Genomic DNA, 22,626 nt, shown 5'->3' with positions numbered 1-22,626 from the left:
CTCGCGAATGGTCGGGCATGGCATGGCGGAGGGCAGCCCCGCCAGAGGGAAGAAGGCGACCGCGGCCTCCTCCTCTGAGCCTGCCCGGCTCTTGGCCGGCTTTATCTTGGTGGTCCCGTCAGGAAACGGGACAAGCGGCCCGTAACTTACGCTACGGGCCGCCTGTACGCCATCAGCGCTTGGTCAGACCGCCACGGCCTGGGCTTGCGGCCGGGCCTGAACCTGGCGCGGGCGCAGGAGGAAGTGGGCCAGCGCCGGCAACAGGAACAACGCACCGAGCATGTTCCACACGAACATGAAGGCCAGCAGGATGCCCATGTCGGCCTGGAACTTGATCGGCGACCAGGCCCAGGTAGCGACGGCGAGACCCAGGGTGATGCCGGTCAGCACCACCACCTTGCCGGTGGAGATCAGCGCCCGGTAGTAGGCATCGGACAGACTCATGCCCTCGCGCAGGCGCACCAGGGTCACGCTCAGCACGTACAGCGCATAGTCCACACCGATGCCGGCACCAAGGGCGATCACCGGCAGGGTAGCGACCTTGACGCCGATGTTCAGCCAGACCATCAGCGCCTGGCAGAGCAGCGAGGTGATCATCAGCGGCACCACCGCGCAGACCACCGCCTGCCATGAGCGGAAGGTGATGTAGGCGAGGATGATCACCGCGGTGTAGACCAGGATCAGCATGTCGCGGTTGGCCTTCTCCACGACGATGTTGGTCGCCGCCTCGATGCCGGCGTTGCCGGCGGCGTTGAGGATGCGGATCTCGGCGCTGCCGTACTGCGCAGCGAAGGCCTCGACGGTGTTGACCACGCTGGTCAGGGTGTCGGCCTTGTGGTCCTTGAGGTAGGCGTACACGGTGAGCAGGTCGCAGTTCTGGTTGAACATCTCGCGCGGGGCGCGGGTGATGATGGCGTTGAGCATTTCCTGCGAGCGCGGCATCTCGAACCACTTGAGGCTGCCCTCGTTCATCCCGGCGTTGGCCACCTTGGCCAGGCCGGCCAGCGAACTGGTGCCCTCCACCCCCGGCAGCAGCTGCAGCTCGCGCTCCAGGGCGTCCACCGTGCGCAGGGTGCTGTAGTGGGCGCAGGCATACTGCGGGGTCTTCACCATGACGATGAACACGTCGCTGCTGGCCGCGTAGTTGGCGCCCATGAAGGCGTTGTCGAGGTTGTAGCGCGAGTCGGCGCGCAGCTCCGGGGCGCCCGGATCGGTGTCGCCGACGCGCAGCTGGGCACCCACCGTCAGGCCGAGGACGGTCAGGGCCGCACCGACCAGCAGGCCGATGCTGGCCCACTTGCGCTGGGTGAACAGGTCGAGGAACGACCAGAACGGGTGGCGCTTGTGCTCGACGTCACCGGCTTCCAGGCGTTCGGTCTGCTGGCTGCGCTCGGCGGCGCTGGCGCTGACGCCGATGTAGGAGAGCAGGATCGGCAGCATGATCAGGTTGGTGACGATCAGCGTCGCCACGCCGATGCTGGCGGTGACGGCCAGGTCCTGGATGACCGGGATATCGATCACCATCAGTACGGCGAAGCCGATGGCATCGGTGATCAGCGCCACCATGCCGGTCAGGAACAGGCGGCGGAAGGTAAAGCGCGCCGCGACCAGCTTGTGGGTGCCCCGGCCGATCGCCTGCATGATGCCGTTCATCTTCTGCGCGCCGTGGCTCATGCCGATGGCGAACACCACGAAGGGCACCAGGATCGAGTACGGGTCGAGTTCGTAACCGAAGGTCGGCAGCAGGCCGAACAGCCAGACCACCGCAACCAGCGAGCAGAACATCACCAGCAGGGTGCTGCGCAGGCAGCGGGTGTACCAGTACAGCAGCGTGGTGCAGATGGCGATGGCCGCGGCGAAGAACAGCAGCACCTGCTGCAGGCCCTCGATCAGGTCGCCGACCACCTTGGCGAAGCCGGTGACGTGGATGGCGACCTTGTCCGACTCGTACTTGCTGCGCAGCTCTTCGATGCGCTGCGACAGGGCGTGGTAGTCGATGCGCTCGCCGGTTTCGGCGATGCGCTCCTGCAGCGGCACCAGCACGATGCTGGAGCGATAGTTCTCCGCCACCAGCTGGCCGATCTCGCCGGAACGCTCGACGTTGATGCGCACCTGCTCGAGGCTTTGCGGCGAGCCGTCGTAGTCGTCGGGGATCACCGGACCGCCGTCCAGGCCATCCTCGGTGACGCCGGTCCAGCGCACCGCCGGCGCCCACAGCGATTTCATGTACGGGCGGTCGACGCCGGGCAGCAGGAACAGCTCGTCGTTGAGCTTACGCACGGTGTCCAGGTACTCGGCATCGAAGATGCTGCCGTCCTTGGCCTCCACGGCGATGCGCAGGCTGTTGCCCATGCCGGCCAGTTGCTTGCGATTGTCCAGGAAGTTGGCGATGTACGGATGGCCGGTGGGGATCATCTTCTCGAACGCCGCATTGAGCGACAGGCCGAGTGCCTGATAGCCCAGTATCAGCGTGGTGATCAGGCAGAGCAGCAGCACCGCCGGGCGGTTGTTGAACAGCAGTCGCTCGAGGAGCGACCCGGAGCGATGATCGAACGCCTTCACGTCGCTGATGACCGCTTCGGTGGAGGGGGTTTGGACGTTACTCATCATTTGGCTCCCGAAGCGTTGATTCCGGAAATGCGTTCTCCGGTAGTCAGGGCGTCCGGCTCGACGCGGGACAGGCCGTGCGCACTGGACAGGACCAGCGCGCCGTCGGCGGCTTCGGCGATGCCGGTCAGGCCGGTGCCCGGCTGCACAGCCAGGGCAACGAAGCTGCGCGCGCCGTCGGTGCTGCGCAGCAGGCGTCCACCCTCGTCGGCGAGCAGCACGGAACCATCCTGCAGGCGCCGTCCGGCGCTCACCGTCACCGGCTGGCCGAGCTTGACCTGCTGCCAGCTGGCGCCGCCATCCTCGCTGCGCCAGGCGTTGCCGCGCAGGCCGAAGGCCAGCAGCGCATCGCCGTCGAGTTCGAGCGCGCCGAAGAAGGTGCCGCTGTAGGGGGTACGGATCTCGGCGAAGCTGGCGCCAGCGTCGCTGGAGCGGAACAGCGCGCCCTGCTCGCCGGCGATCAGCAGCGTGCTACCCTCGATCTGTACCTGATAGAGGTGTTTGCCGCGCGGGTTGGGAACCTGCCCGACCAGCGACTGCCAGCTCTTGCCACCGTCGGCGGTGTGCAGGGCCAGGCCGTAGGCGCCGACCACGTAGCCATGCAGCTCATCGGCGAAGCGCACGCCCAGGAAGGGCTTGTCCGGGCCGTCGGTTACCAGGTATTCGGCGCTGCGCAACGCGGCAGCGGCGCCCTCCTCGCCGGCTTCGGCACGGCGCTTGGCATCGTCGCGAACCACCACGGCCGCCTGGCTGCCATCAAGCTGGCGCTGCCAGGTTTCGCCGCCATCGGCGCTGTGCAGCACCACGCCGCTGTGACCCACCGCCCAGCCGTGGCTGGCCGAGACAAAGTGCACGTCGGTCAGCGCCACACTCACCGGCACGCTTTTGGCCTGGCGCCACGAGCGGCCGGCGTCGTCTGACAACAGCACGGCACCGCGCTCACCTACCGCCACCAGTCGCTCACCGGCGCGAGCGACGGCGAGCTGCAGGCTATGTTGCGCCCGCGCGCTTTCCCGCGCGGGGAGGTCGAGCAGGTCAGGCACGGTCGGCCCGCTTGCTGCGTGGGAAGGGCCTGCCAGGCAGGCGAGTGAGAGCATGGCGACGGCCAGGGCCGAGCGCCGGCGGAGCGGATTTAGGGCGTGCATGGTGCGTACTCGAATCCGACTCCCCGCCTCCGCTGCGCCGTCAAGCACGGCGCCTGCGGGGTGGGAGAGTCATAAGAGGGAAATCCGGCACCCCGCCTGGGGCTGAAGTGCCGGAACTGCGGCCGGAAGGCGCGTCTCAGCGCACGCCTTCGGCGGCTACCGCATCACCGGTGTAGTGAGTCTCCGGCTTGCGCGCAGCAACCTTGTAGGTGGCCTCGTTGAGCGACTGGCTGGTGCTCATGGTGTTGGCCTGCAGGTTGAAGATGTGCGCCGGCTTGAGGGCCAGCATCGGCGTGGAAGGCAGCACGAACGGGGTGATCTGGGTGGTGCGCCACAGCTTGCCCTCGCTGTCGTAGCCGTCCATCAGCAGGATCATCCAGGAGTCCTCGTCGAAGTAGTACTTGCGCTTGGCTACGGCATGACGCTTGCCGCCCGCCACGGTCGCTTCCACTTCCCAGACGCGGTGCAGTTCCCAACGCACCTTGTCCGGATTCAGGTGGTGCTGACCGTAGGCCTCGTCCAGCTTGGCGGTGACCACCTCGTTGGCGTTGTAGGGCACGTACATTTCCTTCTTGCCGACCAGCTTCCAGTCGAAGCGGTCGATATGGCCCATCAGACCCATCACCTCGTCGAAGTAGTTGGCGCCGGAGGCGACGAAGTCCGGGGTGTCGTAGGCCACGGTCGGTGCACGGCGCACGCGGCGCTGGCCGACCAGGTACTGCCAGGCCTGGCGTGCCTGGGCGACGTCGATGCTGTCGCGGAACACCAGCGACTCGCCAGCCTTGAACGGCGGGGCGATGGTGGCGAAGCGCATCAGGAAGTACTCGCCACTCCACTTATCCGCAGTACCGTCCTTGTAGTAGTAGGGATACTGGTTGGCCTGGTCGTTCTCGGTCGCCAGGGTGCGCGAACCATCGGCGGTCAGCACGATGTTCTTGAAGTTGGTTACATCGGTGGACTCGTTCTCGACCCGTAGCAGGTGGTTCCACACCACCTCGATGCCCGCCTTGGGAATCGGGAACGGGATGCCGCCGTAGCAGCCCTGCAGCGACTTGCCGTCGTCCTTGGTCTGGCAGTTGGTGGCGTTCTTCGCGGTGTTGTCATAGACATACTGCGGCGCCACACCGGTGCGGTGTGTCGGGTAGACGTCGACGCGGAAGCTGTCCGGGTATTTCTTCAGCAGCGCCTGGGTGCCTTCGGAGAGCTTGTCGGCGTACTGCGCCATGTTCTGCGCGGTAATCTGCGCTACCGGCTTCTCGCCCGGGAACGGCTGCACCGGGATGTCGCCGACCTTGGCGCCGGCGGCGGATGCGCCCTGCTGACCGGTCCAGGCCGGGATGCTGCCGTCGGCGTTGGCGGCCATCTCACCACCCAACGGGTTGAGGGTCTTGCCCAGCGCAGCGGCCTCCTCCGGACTTACCGCAGCCTGTACACCCTGTGCGCCCATCAGTACGGCAGCCAGCGCTGCCCACAAAGCCGTTTTCTTGTGCATTTTTGTATTCCTCGACTCAGGGGAGTTTCGACTTAGAAAGTGCGTTGCACGGACAGCGAAACGAAATCGCGGTCACCGTGGAAGTTGTTGTAGGAGAGCTGGGGATCCGCAGTGTCGTACTTGATGATCGAGCCGTCCGGGCCGTAGTAGTGGGTGAAGCCCAGGCTGGCCTGCCAGGTTTTCTGGTACTCGGCCTTGAGGCCGACGCTGATGTTGCCGCCGTGGTTGGCGGGGAACAGCGCCCCGTTGACCGAAGAGCGACCGAACATGCCGTAGCTCACGCCGATCGGCACCTGCAGGTCGAGGCCGGGGGCCACCTGGAAGTACTCGGGGGTGAAGATGAACTGCAGCGCCCCGGCGTCGCGGGTGGCCTCGGGATCGAGCTGATCCTTGTTGTCGGTGACGCTCAGGCGACGGTTGTAGGCGAATTCGCCGATGAACGAGGCGCCATCCCAGAGCGGGGTGGCCGACAGCACGCTGATCGCCGACAGGTTGGCATGCAGGGTGCGGCCTTTCGGGAAGGCGGCATCGTCGTCGCCATCGGCAGTGGTGTTGCCCGGCAGAATGACAGTGTTACCTCGGGCTACCAGCGGCATGTTGTCGCGGAACGACAGTTCGCCGGCGACGTTGGTCTCACCGACCAGGGTGCTGAAGCTGAAGCCAACGGTACGGATGTTCTCAGCGAACACCTGCATGTAATCGCCAATATCTTCTCCGCCAGCTGCATTCACACCCGGCCGCAAATAGAACTGCGGCATCTTGTCGTGGAACTGCGCGGCGTAGATGCCGTATTCGGTATCGCCCGCAGTGAACTTGACCTGCAGACCACCCTGTCCCGAATCCTTCGCATCCATGTCGTCGCCACGATGGACGGATACGTTCGGGCCAAGCAGGACCCTCTCGCCGCCCTCGTCGACGAAGTCGGTGAAGCTGAAGTAGCTGCCGGCGGCCGGCAGGCGGCTCTTGCGCCATTCCAGCTGGTAATAGGCGCCGACCGAGACGTTGGAGTTGATCTGCAGCTGTGCCGCAACCTGGCCGATCGGGCGGAGGATTTCCTTGAACTGCGAGTTGGGCACCGACAGTGCCTTGATCAGGTCCAGCGAGGTCTGAGCCGCGGCGATGCCGTTGGAGCCGAAGAACAGGCTCTCGCCGTACAGCTGGGTGAAGCGGCCGGCCTTGGTGTTGAGGTTCATGTCCGCCGGGGTGAAGCTGCCGTAGACGAAGGCATCCAGCAGCTCGGCCTTGCGCCCGTGCAGCTTCTCGGTGTCGTTGGTGAACTCATCGAAGTCTGCGCTGCTCGAGTTGACCTGGGCGCCTCCCAACGCACCGGGATTGTCGTTCGACTGGTTGTAGACGTCGTCGTACCAGGCGGCGCCGCTGAGCCGCAGGCCGTAGTTGCGCTTGTAGCGCAGGTCGAGTTCGGAGAGCAGGTCGAGGCGGTTGGAGATCAGCCCCTTGTCGAAGTTGAGATCGCCGTCGTTGGTGTTGGCCTGCGGGTAGCCCGAGTTGTCGGCGACGTCGGAGTCGGCATCCTTCACGCGCCAGGCGGCGCTGTACTTGACGGTGTTGTCCCACGACATGCGCAGGTCGGGGTTGCCGGAGTCGATCTGGAAAGCGAACGACGGAGTGGTGGCCGACAGGCCGGCAACGGCTCCGGCTACAGCGAAAAACAGCTTCTTCAGGTGGAACTTCGGCAGACTGGCGCTGTTGCCCATGTCTTCATCCTCGAAAATCATTATTTTTTTTGTGAATTTCGTTCGGTTCTTGCGAGCGCCTTGATCCCCTAGGCGCCCGCCCCGCTGCCTGCGGAGACAGTTCGAAAACTATGGCCCGCGAGGCTTACCGTCCAATACTAAAATCAGGCCTTACCGATACCTTCAGGGTATTGATGCGGGCGCACCTGTTGAGCGGCAGCGCAACACCCGCTCACGCGCCGACAGCGCGTGGCTCGGCAGGCTCCGGGAATCGTGGAAACGGCTGGATCAGCGCACACCTTCGCCGGCCACCGCAGCGCCGGTGAAATAGCTTTCGGGCTTGGGTGACACCACCTTGAAGTCTTCTTCGTTGAGCATCTGCACCACACTCATGGTGTCGGCCTGCAGGTTGAAGACCACTGCGGTGCGCAGCAGGGTCGCCGGGATTGCTGGCACCACGTAGGGAATCCCCTGGCTGGTGCGCCACAGGGAGCCCTGCTTGTCGTAGCCATCCACCAGGGCGATCGACCAGGTGTCCTCGTCGATGTAGTAGCGACGCTTGGGCACCGTGTGCCGCCGCCCTTGCGCAACCGACGCCTCGACTTCCCAGACCCGATGACGCTCCCAGCGCAGGTGATCGGGATTGAGATGGTGCTTGTCCAGCGCCTGCTCGACCGAGACATCGAGCAGGCCGTTGGTGTTGTACGGGATCAGCATTTCCTTCTTGCCGACCAACTTCCAGTCGTAGCGGTCCAGGGCCCCGAAGAACCCCTGCACCTCGTCGAAATAGTTGGCCCCGGACGAGACGAAATCCGGCGTGTCGTAGGACACCGTCGGCGCACGACGTACCCGGCGCTGGCCTACCAGGTATTGCCAGGCCTGGCGCGGATACTTGCCATTGATGCTGTCGCGGACCACCAGCGATTCACCCGCCTTGAATGGCGGTTCGAGGGTGACATAGCGGAACATGGCGTACTCGCCCGACCAATCCTGCGGATTCGCATCCTTGTAATAGGGCGGGTACTGGAAGGCGATCTCGTTGCGGGTAGCCAGGGTATGCGTACCATCGGCGCTGCCGACGATATTCTTGAAGCGATACTCGATCGAGTCGGCCTCGACACGCAGTAGATGGTTCCATATCACTTCGACGCCCCGGCTGGGGATTGGAAAGGGAATACCACCAATACAGCCTTTTATGGTGTCCCAGCCTTCCTTGATACTGCAGTTCAATGCATTTCTGGCAATATTTTCATAGACAACCTGCGGAGCCGCTGCAGTACGGTGACTCGGATATACATCGAGCCGGAAGCTGTCGGGATATTTCTGCAGCAATGCCCTGGTTCCATCGGAAAGCAGGCTGGCGTACTGCACCATATTGCTGGCGGTTACCTGGAACAAGGGTTTCTCATCGGCGAACAGCTGGGTCGGGATGTCTCCCAGCATGTTGCCCGGCTGCGGCCGGGTCATGCCGCCCTCCCAGGATGGAATGCTGCCGTCCGCATTCCCGGCTCTTTCGGCGCCCATCGGGGTGAGCGTGCCGTTGCCCAGCTTGGCCGCCTCCTCCGCACTGACCGCCGCCAGCACACCTTGCGCCCCTGCCATTGCGCTGATCAGCGCAGCCCAGAGTGCCGCTTCCTTGTACATTGCAATATCCTCGACTCGGGGATATTCGACTCGAAACATGCATAGATGCGGCAGTGACACAAAGTCCGGATCGGCGCGGAAGTTCGTGCAGGCGATTTCAGGCGCAGCCATTTACTGCCTGACCGGAAATCCTGTACGACCAACAGAAAACAACTTCATATTCAACAATTAATTCAGCCGACCTATGCTACCCCATGCATTTCCTGTCGAAAATCGCTGTTGTTATTGTAGTTTTCCGTTCATGGTGTGAACTTCATTTTTACCGCAGCAGCTTTTAGCGCTACTCCACCCCAGCCAAAAGAGCGGACCAGAAATCTATTGCCTGAACGGCATTGCGTCCAATACCATCAAACCGTCATCTTGGTACCGAAAAGGTATTGAGCGGCCAGTCCCCTCCTGCAAGGTTGCCAACATGGATCTACGCCATCTCCGGTATTTCATCGCCGTTGCCGAAGAACAGAACATTGGCCGCGCCGCCGCCCGGCTGCACATCTCGCAGCCACCGCTGACCCGGCAGATCCAGCAACTGGAGGAGGAGCTGGGTGTGCAGCTGTTCATCCGCACACCGCGCGGCATGGAGCTGACCCCGGCTGGCGAGCTGCTGCTCGAGGAGGCGCGCAACATCCGCTCGGTGGTCGAGCAGGCCACCGAACGCACCCAGCGCGCCGGCCAGGGCAAGCTCGGCCGCCTCGACATCGGCATCTTCGGTTCGGCGATCATCGACATCATTCCCAAGGTGCTGGCCGAGTTCCGCGCGGCCTATCCGGAGGTCAAGGTCGTTCTGCACAGCATGAACAAGAACGAGCAGATCGAAGCCCTGCGTCAGCGGCGCATCAGCGTCGGTTTCAACCGGATAATCACTCCCCTCCCCGACATCTCATCGGAGCTGGTCGCCACCGAGTCGCTGCTGCTGGCGATCAGCGCCAGCCATCCGCTCGCCCAGCAAGCCGTGGTGCCATTCGCTGCGCTCGCCGAGCATCCCCTCGTCCTCTTCCCTACCGGCAGCCGCCCCAGCTTCATCGACCGGGTGATCGGCCTGTGCCAACAGGCCGGTTTCGTCCCGCAGGTGTCGCAGGAAGTCGGCGATATCGTCACCGCGGTCGCCCTGGTCGCCAGCGGATTCGGGGCCTGCCTGGTATCGGAGTCCACCGCCGTTCTGGCTCTCCCCGGGGTGGTATACCGGCCACTCAGCGGCCTTCCCGACAACGCCCGGATCGACTTGAGCTGCATGTCGCGCAGCGACGATCGCTCGCCGATTCTGGCCGCGTTCATCGGGGTCGTCCGCGCCTATCGCGAGCGGACCGCAGGCGCCGACGCCTGAGCGGCGACCTGCGCACCGCTCAAGACCCACTTCATCGATCGACGGAGTCCCGCGGTTGAGCCAGGATCGCGGCGGCCAATTCTTGGTCGCTTGCCTGCAAGCCGGGGTGCTCGCGACGGATCTGCTGCAGCGCGGCCTCCAGGTAAGCGCCACGGATGGTGCCGCCGCTGGCGATAAAGCTGCTGGCATCGTCCTTGGCAACAACGACGATCTTGTCGTCCTTGAAGGTGGAATACAGCGAGGCGGATATCCCCGCGGAGGTGGCGACATCTTTTGCATCCACGCTGCCAGCCATTGCCGTGGCTACGGGCAGGCAGAGCGCAAGTGAAGCGACAAAAAGCAGTGTTCGGCGCATGGCAAATACCTCTCGTGGCCCAAACGGCCTATTGAGTTAGAGCCACGGCGCGGACTGGAATTCCCCGCAGTTGGTCACCGGTCATCGGTGTCTAGACTCTAGACATAGGGTTGACCTTTGAACCCCCGTGGCAGGCGCTGGAGTCCCGGCATGTCGATGAGCTTCTGCAGCCAGGCGGCGCGCCAGTGGTACGCGGCGTGAGCAGCCTTTGCGGCTTGCCGAGCGGCTCTGCGCACAGCGTTCCGCTCGAGTCTGCGCGCCTCGCGGAACGCCTCGGTGCCACGGCAGTTGCGGCATTTCACCCGCGCCACGTCCGTGGTGGAAACCAGCGTGTCGCCGTGGCGGCCGCAGGCGAGATGCCCGGCGACCATGAAGTGGGTAACGTGAATGACCATCTGTGAATCTCCTGCGCAGAGCGTGGGGTAGCCGCGAAGGCCTACCACAGCTCACGGTTGAAAATGCCGTATCCCTGGCCGCGGAAACGCACGCTCAAGGCGTCAACAGAGCAGAGGCCTTGAAAGAGCTGGCTTTCAGCGCTTGATCAGGGAAATCTTGGTGCCCTCGATGCTGACCCCAGCCATCAAACCTTGCTGGTCGAAGATGAACGCGTAGGCATCGTCCTTCAGCGACGAGCTCGACAGGTTCTTGGCCACCCCTTCGTCAACCACGACCACGGTCGGACCCACGCCGATTTCCCAGCCCTTGGTATCGCGCACATAGTTCACGGCGCTTTCGGTCATCAGGAACACTACATACGCATACGACTGGGCGCCCGCCTGCAGCCCCCAGGAGCCGGTCACGGAGTTGTAGTAACCGTCCACCTTGGAGCCGCGCATCAATACGCCTTCGCCATAGCTGCCACCAAAAACCAGCCCCGCCTTGATGATCTTCGGGAAGACCAGCACCGCCTTGGCGTTGCGCGAAATGGTCTCGGCAAACGGATGGGCCTTGTAGAGGATCTGCAACGCCTGCTTGGAGTCGGCATTAAGATCCTCGGCGGTTGCGGCCCTGGCGTTGTTCAGCAGGCTCGCCGACGCCAGTGCCACGGTCGCGAGGATGATCGCGAGAAAGGATCTCAGTGATTGGGTCATTGTCGTACTCCGATAGCAGTGATGGATCGCATGTGACGAGCCACCGAGCAGTAGCCCGCGCATGCATCGAGCAGAATCCGCTCCCTGCGAGAAACCATCCGGCACTTCAAGGGATGCCCGCATCAGCCCCTGCGCCCTTGAATGAACTGGACCAGGATCACCACGATCGCTACGACCAGCAGAATGTGAATGAACCCGCCCATGGTGTAGGTCGAAACCAGACCCAAAACCCACAGGACTAGCAGGATTATCGCGATCGTCATGAGCATGTCGGTATCTCCGATCAGTATCTGGCAGCCATCTGCCTGTCGCCAGAGTGAGCGTAGTCGCCGGGACGGGTCTGTTCGGTAGCAAACACAGCGTCGGCCGCCGCAGCGGTGCAGGCCGAGCCATGGCGCGGGAGTGCTGCTGGACTATCCTTCCTTGCGACGAACGGAAAAGACGTTCCCAGCCAGGTCCCCTCCATGACAGAGATGATCACGCCGCCACAGAACCACCTTCTGGCTGCCCTCTCCGCCGAGGTGCGCAGCCGCCTGCAGCCCGATCTCAAACGGGTGCCCATGCCGCTCGGCAAGGCCCTCTACGAGTCCGGGGACCTCATGCGTCACGTCTATTTCCCGATCGACTGCATCGTGTCGATGCTCTACGTGATGGAAAGCGGCGCCTCGGCGGAAATCTCCATGGTAGGCAACGAAGGCTTCGTCGGCGTCGCCATGCTCATGGGTGGCGGCGGCACCACGGGGCGGGCGGTGGTACAGAGCGCCGGTCACGCCTGGCGGCTGCCGGCCTCGCGATTGCGCGAGGAGTTCGAACGCCACGGCGAGTTGCAGCAGCTGGTGCTGCTCTATACCCAATCGCTGATCACCCAGATGGCCCAGACGGCGGCCTGCAACCGTCACCACACGATCGACCAACAGTTGTGCCGCTGGCTGCTACTGTCGCTGGACCGCCTGCCGGACAACCACCTGACCATGACCCAGGAACTGATCGCCAACATGCTCGGCGTGCGCCGCGAAGGCGTCACCGAGGCGGCCTGCAAGCTGCAGAAGCTCGGCGTGATCGAGTACAGCCGCGGGCATATCACGGTACTGGACCGGCACATGCTCGAGCAGCTGAGTTGCGAGTGCTATGCCGTGGTCAAGCAGGAGACCGATCGCCTGCTGCCCTGGGTTCCCGCGCCCCGAGAGGGGAACGACCTACGGGACATGCGGGCTTCACAGCCGCCCCAGCAGCACCAGGATGAGGACGATGATCAGCACCAGCCCCAGACCGCCCATGGGCGCGTAACCCCAGTTGCGGCTGTGCGGCCAGGTCGGCAGAACACCGAGCAGCATCAGGATCAGGATGATTAGCAGGATGGTACCCAGGCTCATGGCATTCTCCGGGACTCGTTGAGGCAGACTCGCTGCACTGGGGCCACAAGCCAAACTCGGCTAGCAGCATGCCTGCAGAATGGGCGCATGTGCCGGCCTGGCTCTGTTCGTCAGCACACACAGGGTGGACCGTCAGCGGGTCAGCGGATAGATCCTAGCGGACCTTCTGCGCCGGCTCCTGCAATTGCAATTGCAACGGATAGCACCGGCCGCTGGCGTGCCAGAGCTGGCGCAGACCAGCGGCACGACCAGCAGGGGGCTGGAGCACGACGGCGCGCAGCAGCCCGCAACTTCTAACACGGCCCATGATGGCCCTTAAGGAGGGTCGAGCCCACCGTGGACCACACGCCGTCGATCACTGGCGCCACCACTTGCGGCCTCTGGCTAGCCAAGCTGATCGATCATGACCGCGTTGCTGTAGATCAGGCTGCCATCGCTCGCCCGGTGGCCGACAAGATGGAACTGACCGCGCTGGTCTTCTCCACCCAGATAGACGCGGAACTGACAATCGGACAAGGGGCCGCAGCCCTCCGGCAGGACCAGGTCCAGCGTGGCCATATCGACATCGACCATGACTTCGGTCTCATCCTTGTTCTTGTTCAGGTGTTCTTCGGCCTTCTCCATCAGCAGATGGGTGGGCTCGCTGACGTAGAACTGGATGTTGCCCACCGGGGTGGACTTTTCATCGTCGCTGCGTTTGCACCAACCTTCGATGCTCAGGGTATTCATGGCGAAACCTCCTGAAATGGACGCTGGGTTCTGTGACGCGCGTGCGTACAGTTTCAGACCACGAGCAAGGGACTTTGCTCAACCACGACTACCTCCGTGACTGCTACTGCCGGCATGAATGTGGCCGGGCTGGCTACCGTTGCGGCCGCGACCGCACGGCAGGCATCCCGAGCAACCGCGCTACTTGATTTTGTCGAGGAAATCCTTGACCTGTTTTTCTGCTTCCTCGCGGGCAATGGCGTAGCGTTCCTGAATCAGGCCGGCGAGCTTGTCCTCGCGGCCCTCGGCCTGTAGCAGCTCATCTTCGGTCAACTTGCCCCAAGCGAGCTTGGCGGCGCCGACCTGCTGTTTCCACTTGCCCTTGAGTTCGTCTGCACTGGGTAGGCTCATGACTATTCCTCCTCCGGGCCGGCGACCTCGCGAAATTGCGCAGCGCCGGAATCAGGACAGTGGCACTAAACAAAGCCTGCATCGGTGCGCTGGCCCACTTATGCCATTCGGTTTCAGGCATGGCGCGGAACTGCGAACGCACGCCTGAACAGGTCAGCGGTTCGCGTCATCGAGGAATGGGTACGGATTAATCGCCTCGCCTTTCCACCACTCCCTGTCGGGCTCCAAGCGAAAGATCGCAAAATGCAGATGCGGCATACCGCCCGCAGCATTGCCGGTGGTACCGACGTAGCCGAGCAGATCCCCGCGCTCCAGCTTCACGCCCTCGCGCAATCCGGAGGCATACGCATCAAGGTGCGCGTAGTAGTAGGCGAACGTCTCATCGGGATCGAACTGGTAGACCGTGAGCCCTCCGGGCACGCTGTCGAATAGCTTGACGACCTGTCCAGCGCCAGCGGCGATGACCGGAGTGCCGAAGGGCGCCGCAATATCGATTCCTTCGTGTCGGTGCATGCCGCGGCACTCGTTGAAGGAGTCGCGAAGGTCCACGCACGAGACACCCTCGACCGGGATGGTCAAACGCGCAGCGGTGAGCAACCGCGCACTCTCCTCTGCTGTCATACCTTCCGTGGCGTGTTCAGGACTGGCCATTTCGGCAGAATCTTGTTCATCGCAGCCATCGGCAATGCCAGCTTCACGGTCTGCCGCTCGGCCATGTGGTAGGGATAGCGTCAACGCGACGGCCAACACCAGTGCGCAAGGCGCCGAGGCGAATCGGCGAATGAGCGCAGGCAGGGCTGAGCGAGGCGTCTTCATGGGGACAGAATCTGTGCAGGTGACAGATGAACTGTAGATTTGGCTGGGCAATCACGCACCGGCGCCCGGGCAGAACGCCAAAACTCGTTGCCCGCCAAGTCGAAGTCACCCCCGCTGGCTGGCCCGCGCGGCCAGTACCTGGGTCGCCCCCTGGGTCCTCTGGGTGAACCACAGCACCCGGCTGACGCCCCGGGTGATCGCCACGTAGGCCAGGCGCAAACTCTCGTCCTGCATCGCCTGGTCGTAGCTGTTGCGGAAGAACCCCGAATGGGCGTACAGCGCATTGCGCAGCGGGTGCCGTTCCGGCGGCGAGCAGTCGTCGACGATGATCGCGACTTCGGCCTGCAGCCCCTTGGCGCGGTGGATGGTGTAGGCCTTGACCGGCAGCTTCCTGTCCAACTGGGCCTGGATGTGCTGCAGGGGCTCGTTGCGCCGGCTGAGGACCAGCACCGCGGTGCGGTCGGCGTTCGGGCGGCTGGCGACGTGCTCGCACTGGGCGTGGATTTCCTTGAGCAGCTCCGGCAGGCGGGCCTTCACATCGAAGCGTGACACCAGTTTGACGCCGTGATCGCCCGGTTGCATGGCCTTGCAGGCCTGACTGGTCTTGGCCTGCTTGAACGCGACGCCCGCGAGCACCGCCTCGCCATCGCGGATCACCGGCTCGATGGAGCGGTAGTTGGTCGCCAGCATCAGCACGGCGCTTTTCTTCGCCTTGCCCTTGCCCGGGAAGTACTTGTCGAAGTCCATGAACAGCTCGGGAGAGCTGCCACGCCAGCCATAGATGGACTGCCAGTCGTCGCCGATCGCCATCAGGCTGACCGCCTCGCCCTGGCGCGCCAGGGCGCGGTGCAGCGCCTGCAGCCACTGGACGATCTGCGGGGAGATGTCCTGGAACTCGTCGATCAGCAGATGACTGAACGGCGCCAGCGCCTGGGCCGGGACTCCCTTGCCCGTGGCGGACAGGCTCTCGGTCAGCTTCTGGAAGGCGCCGTTGAAGGTCATCAGGCCCTGCTCGTGCAGGCCGGCTTCGAAGTACTTCCAGAACATGGCCAGGGCTTCGATGAACACCCGTTCGCCGGCGGGACAGGCCAGCGTCTGCGCATCGATCTGCTCGATACGGATGCCGATGCTCTCCATGAAGCCCGCCTGGGCATGGAAGGCCTCGAACAGCGGCAGCGGGGTGAACTCCCCGGCCAGCTTGAAGCCATCCAGGGGCGCCTTGGGCACTTTGCCGGGCTTGCCCTCGCCGTCGCTGGCCGGTGGCGGCAGGCCCAGCAGGCTGTGCACCCGCGCGCGAAAGTCCGCCTGCTCGGCGTAGCACTGCTGGTAGGCCTGCTTGAGCAGGCGCTGCTGGGCGGGCTTGAGACGCGCGGAAGTCAGCGGATTATCCAGCTCGGTGGCCGAGGCGTTGCGCTCGTCGAGTTGTTCGAACCACTGAGGATGGTTCAGCAGCTCCTTGGCCAGCACGGCCATGGCCGAATGGAAGGTGCGCACGCATTGCCGGGCCGTGGCGGCGTCGAAGGGGTACTGCCAGAAGCCCAGCACCTTGATCAGTTGCTCGCGCAGCTGCGCGCAGGAGGCATTGGTGAAGGAAATCACCGTCAGGCGCTCGGGCTGGACGCCCATGTGACAGAGCATGAACACCACGCGCAGCACCAGGGTGGTGGACTTGCCCGAGCCGGCCCCGGCGAACACGCGGGTGACCGGATGGCCACTCAGGATCATCGCCCACTGCTCGTCCGAAGGCGGGCTGATCACCCCGGCCTGCACCGCCTGGCCGACGCGCTCGCGCATGGCCTGGATCTGCGCGGCGTCGACCGCCAGCAGCGCCGGCCCGTAGATGCCTTCGCCGGCGCGCTGGGCACGGGGTTTGGCCGGCTGCTTGGCTTTGGCCGGCTTGTTCGCGCTGGCCGCCCTGCCCTTGCCGGCCGCCGCGGTGGCCTTGCCGGCCCGCGACCTGGGCTTGGGGTGACGCAAGGCCGCGACGCCTTCGCCGCGCAGGTACTCGGTAGTGCGCGGGAAATAGCGCGCCAGCGCCGCGGAGAGGAGCAGTTTGTATCGCTTTACGGCAGACAGCATTCGGCCAGTCCCACCCAGATCCTAATGTCGCCGGCATGATAAATGTTTCCGGGCAAGGCCAGGCAACGGCACGGGGCTTCCAATCGACGCCAGGGCCACGGTGCCCTCGGCAAAGGCGGCTTCAGCTGCCCCGGTAGGTCGAATAACTGTACGGCGACACCAGCAGCGGCACGTGATAGTGGCCGTCGCCACTCAGGCCGACGCGCAGCACCACCACGTCGAGGAACGCCGGCTCGGCCAGGGCGACGCCGCGCCGGCGGTAGTAGTCGCCGATCTGGAAGTGCAGCTCATAAACCCCCGCGGCCAGGCTCGCGCCCTGCAGCAGCGGCTCGTCGCAACGGCCGTCGGCATTGGTCGCCACCTCGCGCAGCAGGCGCCGCTGTTCGCCGTCCAGTCGATACAGCGCCAGCGCGATGCCGGCCCCGGGGCAGCCATGGGTCGCATCCAGAACGTGTGTCGTCAGTTTGCCCATCTTGCCTGGCGCCGCGCGGGCTTGCGCTCCGGCGCCATCCTCCTTGCTCAGAAATGTGGCCGATTGCCGGCAGGAAAATACCGACCTTTCAGTGATCTCGACGCAGCAACCAGACCCGCGCGCGCAAAAACCCGGCCGAGCGGTCAGGCTTTTGCTAAACAACGTATATGGCCAGCCTCTTTCATCCTAGACCGGTGCGTGCCAATGACCGCGTTTGCCAGCATCAAGCCCTCGGCCCTGTCGCGTGAAGCCTTCGTCGCCGCCTTCGCCGACATCTACGAGCACTCGCCCTGGGTTGCCGAAAGCGTCTTCGCCCAGGGCATCGGTCCCGAAGACGACGTCATCGAGCACCTGCACGGGCGCATGGCGCGCGCGCTGCTGAACGCCGGGCGCGAGGCACAGCTGGCGCTGATCAACGCCCACCCGGACCTGGCCGGCAAGGCGGCAATGCGCGGCGAACTGACCGCCGCCTCCAGCGCGGAACAGGCCGGTGCCGGCATTCACGCCTGCAGCGCCGAGGAATTCGCCCGCTTCGGCGAACTCAACGCGGCCTACAAGGCACGCTTCGGCTTCCCCTTCATCATGGCGGTGCAGGGCCGCGACCGGCAGCAGATCCTCGACGCATTCGCGCAGCGCCTGCACAACACGCCCGAGCAGGAATTCGCCCGCGCCCTGGCGGAAATCAACCGGATCGCGCTGCTGCGCCTGCAGGCGCTGTAGCCGCGCGCCCAGCCGCCGAACCCCGGGCCTACACTCGAGCGGAGAAAGCGCGCCCGCGCGCCGTTGCCACCCGAACGACAGGCCCGCGCGGCGGGCAAGGGGTACTTGGCGTGGAAGCACATCTGACCGAATGGCTGAACCTGAGCGTGCGCTGGATACACATGATCGTCGGCATCGCCTGGATCGGCGCGTCCTTCTACTTCAACTGGCTGGAGAACAACCTCGAGCGCAGCAATCCCCGCGAGGGGCTGTCCGGCGACCTCTGGGCGATCCATGGCGGCGGCATCTACCACCTGGAAAAATACCAACTGGCGCCGCCGCAGATGCCGGAAAAACTGCACTGGTTCAAGTGGGAGGCCTACAGCACCTGGCTGTCCGGCGTCGCCCTGCTCACGGTGATCTACTACCTCAACCCCGGCCTGTACCTGATCGCCCCCGGCAGCGAGCTCGCTCCGGCTGCCGGCGTGGCCATCGGCCTGGGCTCGCTGATCGTCGGCTGGCTCATCTACGACCGGCTGTGCGACTCGCCGCTGGGCCGGCGGCCCGCCCTGCTCGGCGCGGTGCTGTTCGCCCTGATGGTGCTCGCCGCCTGGGCCTATACGCAGGTGTTCAACGGCCGCGGCGCCTACATCCATACCGGCGCACTGATCGGCACCCTCATGGTCGGCAACGTGTTTCGCATCATAATCCCGGCCCAGCGCGCGCTGTTGAAAGCCATCGCCGCAGGTGCCCAGCCCGACCCTCGCCTGCCGGCCAAGGGCCTGCTGCGCTCGCGCCATAACAACTACTTAACTCTGCCGGTGCTGTTCATCATGATCAGCAGCCACTTCCCGAGCACCTACGGCAGCCAGTACAACTGGCTGATCCTCGCCGCCCTGGCTGCGCTCTCGGTGCTGGTGCGCCACTACTTCAACACCCGCCAGCGCAGCCAGAAGTTCGCCTGGACCCTGCCGGCCGCCGCCCTGGGCCTGATCTGCCTGGCCTTCGTCAGCGCCCCCCGGCAAGCCGCCGCACCGGCCACCAGCGCCTCCGCGGCGGCCGGCACGGCAGGCAGCCAGTTCACCGCCGTGCGCGCCGTGATCCAGGCGCGCTGCAGCACCTGTCATTCCGCCCAGCCGAGCAGCACGCTGTTCAGCAGCGCCCCGGCCGGCGTGATGTTCGACAGCGCCGAGCAAATCCGCCAGCTGGCCCCGAAGATCCACGCCCAGGCCGTGGCCAGCCAGATCATGCCGCTCGGCAACATCACCCAGATGACCGAACAGGAGCGCGAGTTGCTCGGCGCCTGGATCGCCAGCGGCGCGCCGATCGACTGACCTCCCGTCCAACCCACCGCGAGTACCGCCATGCAAGCAGGCCAATCCTACCCCCGCGACCTGATCGGCTACGGCCGCAAGCCGCCCTTCGCCAACTGGCCCGGGCGCGCGCGGGTCGCCGTGCAGTTCGTGCTCAACTACGAGGAAGGCGGCGAGAACTGCGTGCTGCACGGCGATCCCGGCAGCGAGCAGTTCCTCTCCGAGATGTACAACCCGCCGAGCTTCGCCGACCGCCACCTTTCGATGGAGTCGATCTACGAGTACGGCTCGCGGGTCGGCGTCTGGCGCCTGCTGCGCGAGTTCGAGCGCCGCGGCCTGCCGCTGACCGTGTTCGGCGTGGCCATGGCGCTGGAGCGCCACCCCGAGCTGACCGCCGCCTTCGGCGAGCTCGGCCACGAGATCGCCTGCCACGGCTGGCGCTGGATCAGCTACCAGAACGTCGCCGAGGACGTCGAGCGCGCCCATCTGCAGCAGGCCATGGCCAGCATCCAGCGGCTCACCGGCCAGCGCCCGCTGGGCTGGTACACCGGCCGCGATTCGCCGAACACCCGCCGCCTGCTGGTCGATCACGGCGGCTTCCTCTACGACTCCGACTACTACGGCGACGACCTGCCGTTCTGGACCCAGGTCACCGCCAGCGACGGTCGCCAGCTGCCGCACCTGATCGTGCCCTACACCCTGGACTGCAACGACATGCGCTTCGCCCTGCCGCAGGGCTTCTCCCACGGCGACGAGTTCTTCAATTACCTGCGCGACAGTTTCGACGTGCTGTATGCCGAGGGCGACGTACGCCCGGCGATGCTCAGCATCGGCATGCACTGCCGCCTGCTCGGCCGCCCGGGGCGCTTCCGCGCCCTGCAGCGCTTTCTCGACTACCTCGAACAGCACGAGCGGGTCTGGGTCTGCCGGCGGGTGGACATCGCCCGCCACTGGATCGCCGAGCACCCCTACCAGTCTTGCCAGCGTTGAATCAGGAGATATCTGCCATGGCCCTCCCCGGCACCCCCGTGATCGCCCCGCCCGCCCAGCTGCCCGAGTGGGCCGCCAGGGCGGTCGACCTCGCCAGCCCGCGCCTCGGCGCCCAGGCGCTGTTCGCCTCCGACGCCTTCTTCGCCCCGCTCGAGCGCATGCTCGACCCGTCCCCGGCAGTGTTTTACCCGGGCCGTTACGACGACAACGGCAAGTGGATGGACGGTTGGGAGTCGCGGCGCAAGCGCCATGCCGGCCACGACTGGGCGCTGATCCGTCTCGGCGTGCGCGGCGTGATCCGCGGCTTCGACGTCGACACCAGCCACTTCACCGGCAACTACCCGCCGGCGGTGTCCATCGAGGCCTGCGTCTGTGGCAGTGACGCGCTCGACGCCCTGCAGGCTGCCAGCTGGAGCGAGATCCTGCCGCCCAGCGCGCTGGGACCGAACAGCCACCATTTGCTGCAGTCGACCAGCAGTGAAGCCTGGACCCACCTGCGCGTGAACATCTTTCCGGACGGCGGCATCGCCCGCCTGCGCGTGTACGGCCAGCCGGTCGGCGGCCTCGACAGCGCCGGCGATGGCCTGGTCGACCTGCTCGCCATGACCAACGGCGGCCGCGCGGTGAGCTGGAACGACGCCAGCTTCGGCTCCTCGGTCAGCAACCTGCTGCTGCCCGGCCGCGGCCTGAGCATGGGCGACGGCTGGGAAACCCGCCGCCGCCGCGAGCCCGGCAACGACTGGTGCGTGCTGCAGCTGGGCGCCCCCGGCAGCGTCGAGCGCATCGAGGTGGATACCGCCTTCTTCAAGGGCAACTACCCCGACCGCTGCTCGCTGCAGGCCGCCTGCGTCAACGGCGGCACCGACCCGTCGATCACCACCCAGAGCATGTTCTGGCCGCTGCTGCTGCCCGAGCAGCCACTGTCGATGGACGCGCGGCACGAGTTCGCCGAGCAGGTCCTGCCGCTTGGCCCGATCAGCCACGTGCGCTTCAACATCTTCCCCGACGGCGGCGTGTCGCGCCTGCGCCTGTGGGGCAGGGTCGCCAAATGAACACGCCGGCAGCACTGCCGCGGCTCGTCCCGCGGCCGCTGGAGCGCGCGGCTTTCGCGCCGTTCGGCGAGGTGATCGAGGCCAGCGACGCGGTGCGCCACTTCACCATCAACGCCGGCAACACCGAGCGCTACCACGACCTGGCCACCATCGAACCGGGCGCGGACGGCCGGGCGATCGTCTCGATCTTCCGCGCCCAGCCGCGCTCGTTGCCCTTTGCGGTGACGATGATGGAGCGCCACCCGCTGGGCAGCCAGGCGTTCATGCCGTTGTCCGGGCGGCCCTGGCTGGTGGTGGTGGCGCCGGCCGGCCCGCCGCCCAAGGTCGAGGATCTGCGCGTGTTCCTCGCCCGCGGCGACCAGGGCGTCAACTACGCCCCCGGCGTCTGGCACCACCCGCTGCTGGCGCTGGGCGAGGTCTCGGACTTCCTGGTCATCGACCGCAGCGGCCCCGGCGCCAACTGCGACGAGGCGGTGCTGACACCGGCCGGGCTGATCCCGGCCTGAGCCCCGTGCTCGACGGGCTGGGCCTCAATCGTCGCGGGTCAGCACTTCCAGCAGTTCGATCTCGAAGATCAGGTTGGAGTTGGGCTTGATGTGCGCGCCGATCTGCCGCTCGCCGTAGGCCAGGTGGGCGGGGACGAACAGCTTGCGCTTACCGCCGACCTGCATGCCCATCAGGCCCTGGTCCCAGCCCTTGATCACCCGTCCGGTGCCGATCACGCACTGGAAGGGTCGGCCCTTGTCATGGGAGGAGTCGAAGACCGTGCCATCCTCCAGCCAGCCGGTGTACTGGGTGGTGATCAGCGCGCCCTTGACGCAGGCCTTGCCCTCGCCAATGACGATGTCCTCGATCTGCAGTTCGTTGTTCATTGCGGTGTCCTGTACTGGCGGCAGCGCCTGACGGCTGCCCGGCGGGCTTTTTCGCAGGAAATGCGCAGCCTGGCAAGTTGGCAGCCGGGTGGACTTGCCAGGCTGCGCACTCCTCAGGCCTCGACCGCCTTGAGCATGTCCTCGATGACCTTCTTGGCGTCGCCGAACACCATCATCGACTTGTCCATGTAGAACAGCTCGTTGTCCAGGCCCGCGTAGCCGCTGGCCATCGAGCGCTTGTTGACGATCACGGTGCGCGCCTTGTACGCCTCGAGGATCGGCATGCCGGCGATCGGCGAGTGCGGGTCGGTCTTCGCCGCCGGGTTGACCACGTCGTTGGCGCCGAGCACCAGCACCACGTCGGTCTGGCCGAACTCGGCGTTGATGTCGTCCATCTCGAACACCTGCTCGTAGGGCACCTCGGCCTCGGCGAGCAGCACGTTCATGTGTCCCGGCATGCGCCCGGCCACCGGGTGGATGGCGTACTTCACG

The 22,626-nt window shown here is 65.3% G+C and carries 23 protein-coding genes and 1 pseudogene; 7 read left to right on the top strand and 17 right to left on the bottom strand.

Translation table 11 applies throughout. The features are described from left to right. Positions 1-183: 183 nt before the first annotated feature. The 5 genes from BM297_RS08995 to BM297_RS08975 form a co-directional block, all read right to left on the bottom strand. Positions 184-2,607 (bottom strand): efflux RND transporter permease subunit, encoded by a 2,424-nt coding sequence (locus BM297_RS08995; protein WP_092430431.1) that lies wholly within the window; start codon positions 2,605-2,607, stop codon positions 184-186. Next, on the bottom strand, positions 2,607-3,752 hold the full coding sequence (locus BM297_RS08990) for a WD40/YVTN/BNR-like repeat-containing protein (RefSeq protein WP_092430429.1): 1,146 nt from the start codon (positions 3,750-3,752) through the stop codon (positions 2,607-2,609). The genes BM297_RS08995 and BM297_RS08990 overlap by 1 nt, the downstream gene beginning before the upstream one ends. 136 nt (positions 3,753-3,888) lie before the next feature. Beyond that, on the bottom strand, positions 3,889-5,244 hold the full coding sequence (locus tag BM297_RS08985) for a DUF1329 domain-containing protein (RefSeq protein WP_092430427.1): 1,356 nt from the start codon (positions 5,242-5,244) through the stop codon (positions 3,889-3,891). A 32-nt stretch (positions 5,245-5,276) separates the two neighbouring features. After that, on the bottom strand, positions 5,277-6,959 hold the full coding sequence (locus tag BM297_RS08980; RefSeq protein WP_092430837.1) for a DUF1302 domain-containing protein: 1,683 nt from the start codon (positions 6,957-6,959) through the stop codon (positions 5,277-5,279). Between the two features lie 267 nt (positions 6,960-7,226). Then, complete coding sequence (locus BM297_RS08975; protein WP_092430425.1) at positions 7,227-8,582, bottom strand: DUF1329 domain-containing protein; 1,356 nt, start codon at positions 8,580-8,582, stop codon at positions 7,227-7,229. A gap of 412 nt (positions 8,583-8,994) precedes the next feature. Here BM297_RS08975 and BM297_RS08970 point away from each other — a divergent pair, with 412 nt between their 5' ends. Next, positions 8,995-9,903, top strand: coding sequence for a LysR family transcriptional regulator (locus BM297_RS08970; RefSeq protein WP_092430423.1), 909 nt, complete (start codon positions 8,995-8,997; stop codon positions 9,901-9,903). 31 nt (positions 9,904-9,934) lie between these two features. On the opposite strand, the gene BM297_RS08965 is transcribed toward BM297_RS08970, so the two are convergent. The 4 genes from BM297_RS08965 to BM297_RS21545 all read right to left on the bottom strand — a co-directional run bounded on the left by BM297_RS08965 (position 9,935) and on the right by BM297_RS21545 (position 11,618). Next, the gene (locus tag BM297_RS08965) at positions 9,935-10,258 is read right to left on the bottom strand and encodes a DUF2388 domain-containing protein (protein ID WP_092430421.1); all 324 of its coding nucleotides are present in this window, start codon (positions 10,256-10,258) and stop codon (positions 9,935-9,937) included. Positions 10,259-10,356: 98 nt separating this feature from the next. Further along, a complete protein-coding gene (locus tag BM297_RS08960) occupies positions 10,357-10,653 on the bottom strand; it encodes a hypothetical protein (protein WP_092430419.1) in 297 nt (98 codons plus the stop codon). A gap of 135 nt (positions 10,654-10,788) precedes the next feature. Then, positions 10,789-11,349, bottom strand: a complete 561-nt coding sequence (locus BM297_RS08955) for a lipid-binding SYLF domain-containing protein (protein WP_092430417.1) — start codon at positions 11,347-11,349, stop codon at positions 10,789-10,791. A 122-nt stretch (positions 11,350-11,471) separates the two neighbouring features. Then, the gene (locus BM297_RS21545; protein ID WP_139231042.1) at positions 11,472-11,618 is read right to left on the bottom strand and encodes a lmo0937 family membrane protein; all 147 of its coding nucleotides are present in this window, start codon (positions 11,616-11,618) and stop codon (positions 11,472-11,474) included. Positions 11,619-11,813: 195 nt separating this feature from the next. Here BM297_RS21545 and BM297_RS08950 point away from each other — a divergent pair. Then, positions 11,814-12,524: pseudogene (locus tag BM297_RS08950) on the top strand (Crp/Fnr family transcriptional regulator); the annotation flags it as partial. Positions 12,525-12,563: 39 nt separating this feature from the next. Here BM297_RS08950 and BM297_RS08945 read toward each other — a convergent pair. The 6 genes from BM297_RS08945 to uraH all read right to left on the bottom strand — a co-directional run bounded on the left by BM297_RS08945 (position 12,564) and on the right by uraH (position 17,208). Then, complete coding sequence (locus BM297_RS08945) at positions 12,564-12,722, bottom strand: DUF3309 family protein (protein ID WP_092430415.1); 159 nt, start codon at positions 12,720-12,722, stop codon at positions 12,564-12,566. A 384-nt stretch (positions 12,723-13,106) separates the two neighbouring features. After that, complete coding sequence (locus BM297_RS08940; RefSeq protein WP_092430413.1) at positions 13,107-13,451, bottom strand: hypothetical protein; 345 nt, start codon at positions 13,449-13,451, stop codon at positions 13,107-13,109. Between the two features lie 180 nt (positions 13,452-13,631). Continuing rightward, positions 13,632-13,841 carry a CsbD family protein gene (locus BM297_RS08935; RefSeq protein ID WP_092430411.1) on the bottom strand — a complete coding sequence of 70 codons (210 nt, stop codon included), beginning with the start codon at positions 13,839-13,841 and terminating at the stop codon, positions 13,632-13,634. A 153-nt stretch (positions 13,842-13,994) separates the two neighbouring features. Next, the gene (locus BM297_RS08930) at positions 13,995-14,657 is read right to left on the bottom strand and encodes a M23 family metallopeptidase (protein ID WP_092430409.1); all 663 of its coding nucleotides are present in this window, start codon (positions 14,655-14,657) and stop codon (positions 13,995-13,997) included. Positions 14,658-14,762: 105 nt separating this feature from the next. Next, positions 14,763-16,736 (bottom strand): DEAD/DEAH box helicase, encoded by a 1,974-nt coding sequence (locus tag BM297_RS08925; protein ID WP_092430406.1) that lies wholly within the window; start codon positions 16,734-16,736, stop codon positions 14,763-14,765. Between the two features lie 121 nt (positions 16,737-16,857). Further along, positions 16,858-17,208: a hydroxyisourate hydrolase gene (uraH, locus tag BM297_RS08920; RefSeq protein WP_092430403.1), complete on the bottom strand. Its 351-nt coding sequence runs from the start codon at positions 17,206-17,208 to the stop codon at positions 16,858-16,860. 204 nt (positions 17,209-17,412) lie between these two features. On the opposite strand from uraH, the gene uraD reads away from it, so the two are divergent. From uraD to BM297_RS08895, 5 genes are all read left to right on the top strand, one after another. Beyond that, positions 17,413-17,928 carry a 2-oxo-4-hydroxy-4-carboxy-5-ureidoimidazoline decarboxylase gene (uraD, locus tag BM297_RS08915; protein ID WP_092430400.1) on the top strand — a complete coding sequence of 172 codons (516 nt, stop codon included), beginning with the start codon at positions 17,413-17,415 and terminating at the stop codon, positions 17,926-17,928. A 110-nt stretch (positions 17,929-18,038) separates the two neighbouring features. Then, a complete protein-coding gene (locus tag BM297_RS08910; protein ID WP_092430398.1) occupies positions 18,039-19,241 on the top strand; it encodes a urate hydroxylase PuuD in 1,203 nt (400 codons plus the stop codon). Between the two features lie 30 nt (positions 19,242-19,271). Then, complete coding sequence (gene puuE / locus BM297_RS08905; RefSeq protein WP_092430396.1) at positions 19,272-20,210, top strand: allantoinase PuuE; 939 nt, start codon at positions 19,272-19,274, stop codon at positions 20,208-20,210. A gap of 17 nt (positions 20,211-20,227) precedes the next feature. Further along, on the top strand, positions 20,228-21,262 hold the full coding sequence (gene alc / locus BM297_RS08900; RefSeq protein WP_092430394.1) for an allantoicase: 1,035 nt from the start codon (positions 20,228-20,230) through the stop codon (positions 21,260-21,262). Between the two features lie 14 nt (positions 21,263-21,276). Beyond that, a complete protein-coding gene (locus tag BM297_RS08895; protein ID WP_394328014.1) occupies positions 21,277-21,768 on the top strand; it encodes an ureidoglycolate lyase in 492 nt (163 codons plus the stop codon). Positions 21,769-21,792: 24 nt separating this feature from the next. Here the strand turns inward: BM297_RS08895 and BM297_RS08890 are convergent, their stop codons facing one another. Further along, positions 21,793-22,134, bottom strand: coding sequence for an FKBP-type peptidyl-prolyl cis-trans isomerase (locus tag BM297_RS08890; protein ID WP_092430389.1), 342 nt, complete (start codon positions 22,132-22,134; stop codon positions 21,793-21,795). A gap of 113 nt (positions 22,135-22,247) precedes the next feature. Then, a partial coding sequence (locus tag BM297_RS08885; protein ID WP_139231041.1) for an NAD(P)(+) transhydrogenase (Re/Si-specific) subunit beta occupies positions 22,248-22,626 on the bottom strand: 379 nt, incomplete at its 5' end.

Origin of the sequence: Geopseudomonas sagittaria (assembly GCF_900115715.1) — a bacterium.
In the GTDB taxonomy this organism is placed as follows: Bacteria; Pseudomonadota; Gammaproteobacteria; order Pseudomonadales; family Pseudomonadaceae; genus Geopseudomonas; species Geopseudomonas sagittaria.
The sequence above is the reverse complement of the archived record's forward strand: the minus strand, read 5'-3'. Positions and strand labels throughout refer to the sequence as shown.

Bases quoted from the DNA above. Each gene is read 5' to 3' on its own strand.
- BM297_RS08890 (WP_092430389.1), bottom strand. From the start codon at position 22,134: ATGAACAACGAACTGCAGATCGAGGACATCGTCATTGGCGAGGGCAAG.
- uraH (WP_092430403.1), bottom strand. From the start codon at position 17,208: ATGGGCAAACTGACGACACACGTTCTGGATGCGACCCATGGCTGCCCC.
- BM297_RS08945 (WP_092430415.1), bottom strand. From the start codon at position 12,722: ATGAGCCTGGGTACCATCCTGCTAATCATCCTGATCCTGATGCTGCTC.
- uraD (WP_092430400.1), top strand. From the start codon at position 17,413: ATGACCGCGTTTGCCAGCATCAAGCCCTCGGCCCTGTCGCGTGAAGCC.
- BM297_RS08960 (WP_092430419.1), bottom strand. From the start codon at position 10,653: ATGGTCATTCACGTTACCCACTTCATGGTCGCCGGGCATCTCGCCTGC.
- BM297_RS08940 (WP_092430413.1), bottom strand. From the start codon at position 13,451: ATGAATACCCTGAGCATCGAAGGTTGGTGCAAACGCAGCGACGATGAA.
- puuE (WP_092430396.1), top strand. From the start codon at position 19,272: ATGCAAGCAGGCCAATCCTACCCCCGCGACCTGATCGGCTACGGCCGC.
- BM297_RS08935 (WP_092430411.1), bottom strand. From the start codon at position 13,841: ATGAGCCTACCCAGTGCAGACGAACTCAAGGGCAAGTGGAAACAGCAG.
- BM297_RS08995 (WP_092430431.1), bottom strand. From the start codon at position 2,607: ATGAGTAACGTCCAAACCCCCTCCACCGAAGCGGTCATCAGCGACGTG.
- BM297_RS08965 (WP_092430421.1), bottom strand. From the start codon at position 10,258: ATGCGCCGAACACTGCTTTTTGTCGCTTCACTTGCGCTCTGCCTGCCC.
- BM297_RS08980 (WP_092430837.1), bottom strand. From the start codon at position 6,959: ATGGGCAACAGCGCCAGTCTGCCGAAGTTCCACCTGAAGAAGCTGTTT.
- BM297_RS21545 (WP_139231042.1), bottom strand. From the start codon at position 11,618: ATGCTCATGACGATCGCGATAATCCTGCTAGTCCTGTGGGTTTTGGGT.
- BM297_RS08955 (WP_092430417.1), bottom strand. From the start codon at position 11,349: ATGACCCAATCACTGAGATCCTTTCTCGCGATCATCCTCGCGACCGTG.
- BM297_RS08925 (WP_092430406.1), bottom strand. From the start codon at position 16,736: ATGCTGTCTGCCGTAAAGCGATACAAACTGCTCCTCTCCGCGGCGCTG.
- BM297_RS08970 (WP_092430423.1), top strand. From the start codon at position 8,995: ATGGATCTACGCCATCTCCGGTATTTCATCGCCGTTGCCGAAGAACAG.
- BM297_RS08990 (WP_092430429.1), bottom strand. From the start codon at position 3,752: ATGCACGCCCTAAATCCGCTCCGCCGGCGCTCGGCCCTGGCCGTCGCC.
- BM297_RS08985 (WP_092430427.1), bottom strand. From the start codon at position 5,244: ATGCACAAGAAAACGGCTTTGTGGGCAGCGCTGGCTGCCGTACTGATG.
- alc (WP_092430394.1), top strand. From the start codon at position 20,228: ATGGCCCTCCCCGGCACCCCCGTGATCGCCCCGCCCGCCCAGCTGCCC.
- BM297_RS08975 (WP_092430425.1), bottom strand. From the start codon at position 8,582: ATGTACAAGGAAGCGGCACTCTGGGCTGCGCTGATCAGCGCAATGGCA.
- BM297_RS08930 (WP_092430409.1), bottom strand. From the start codon at position 14,657: ATGAAGACGCCTCGCTCAGCCCTGCCTGCGCTCATTCGCCGATTCGCC.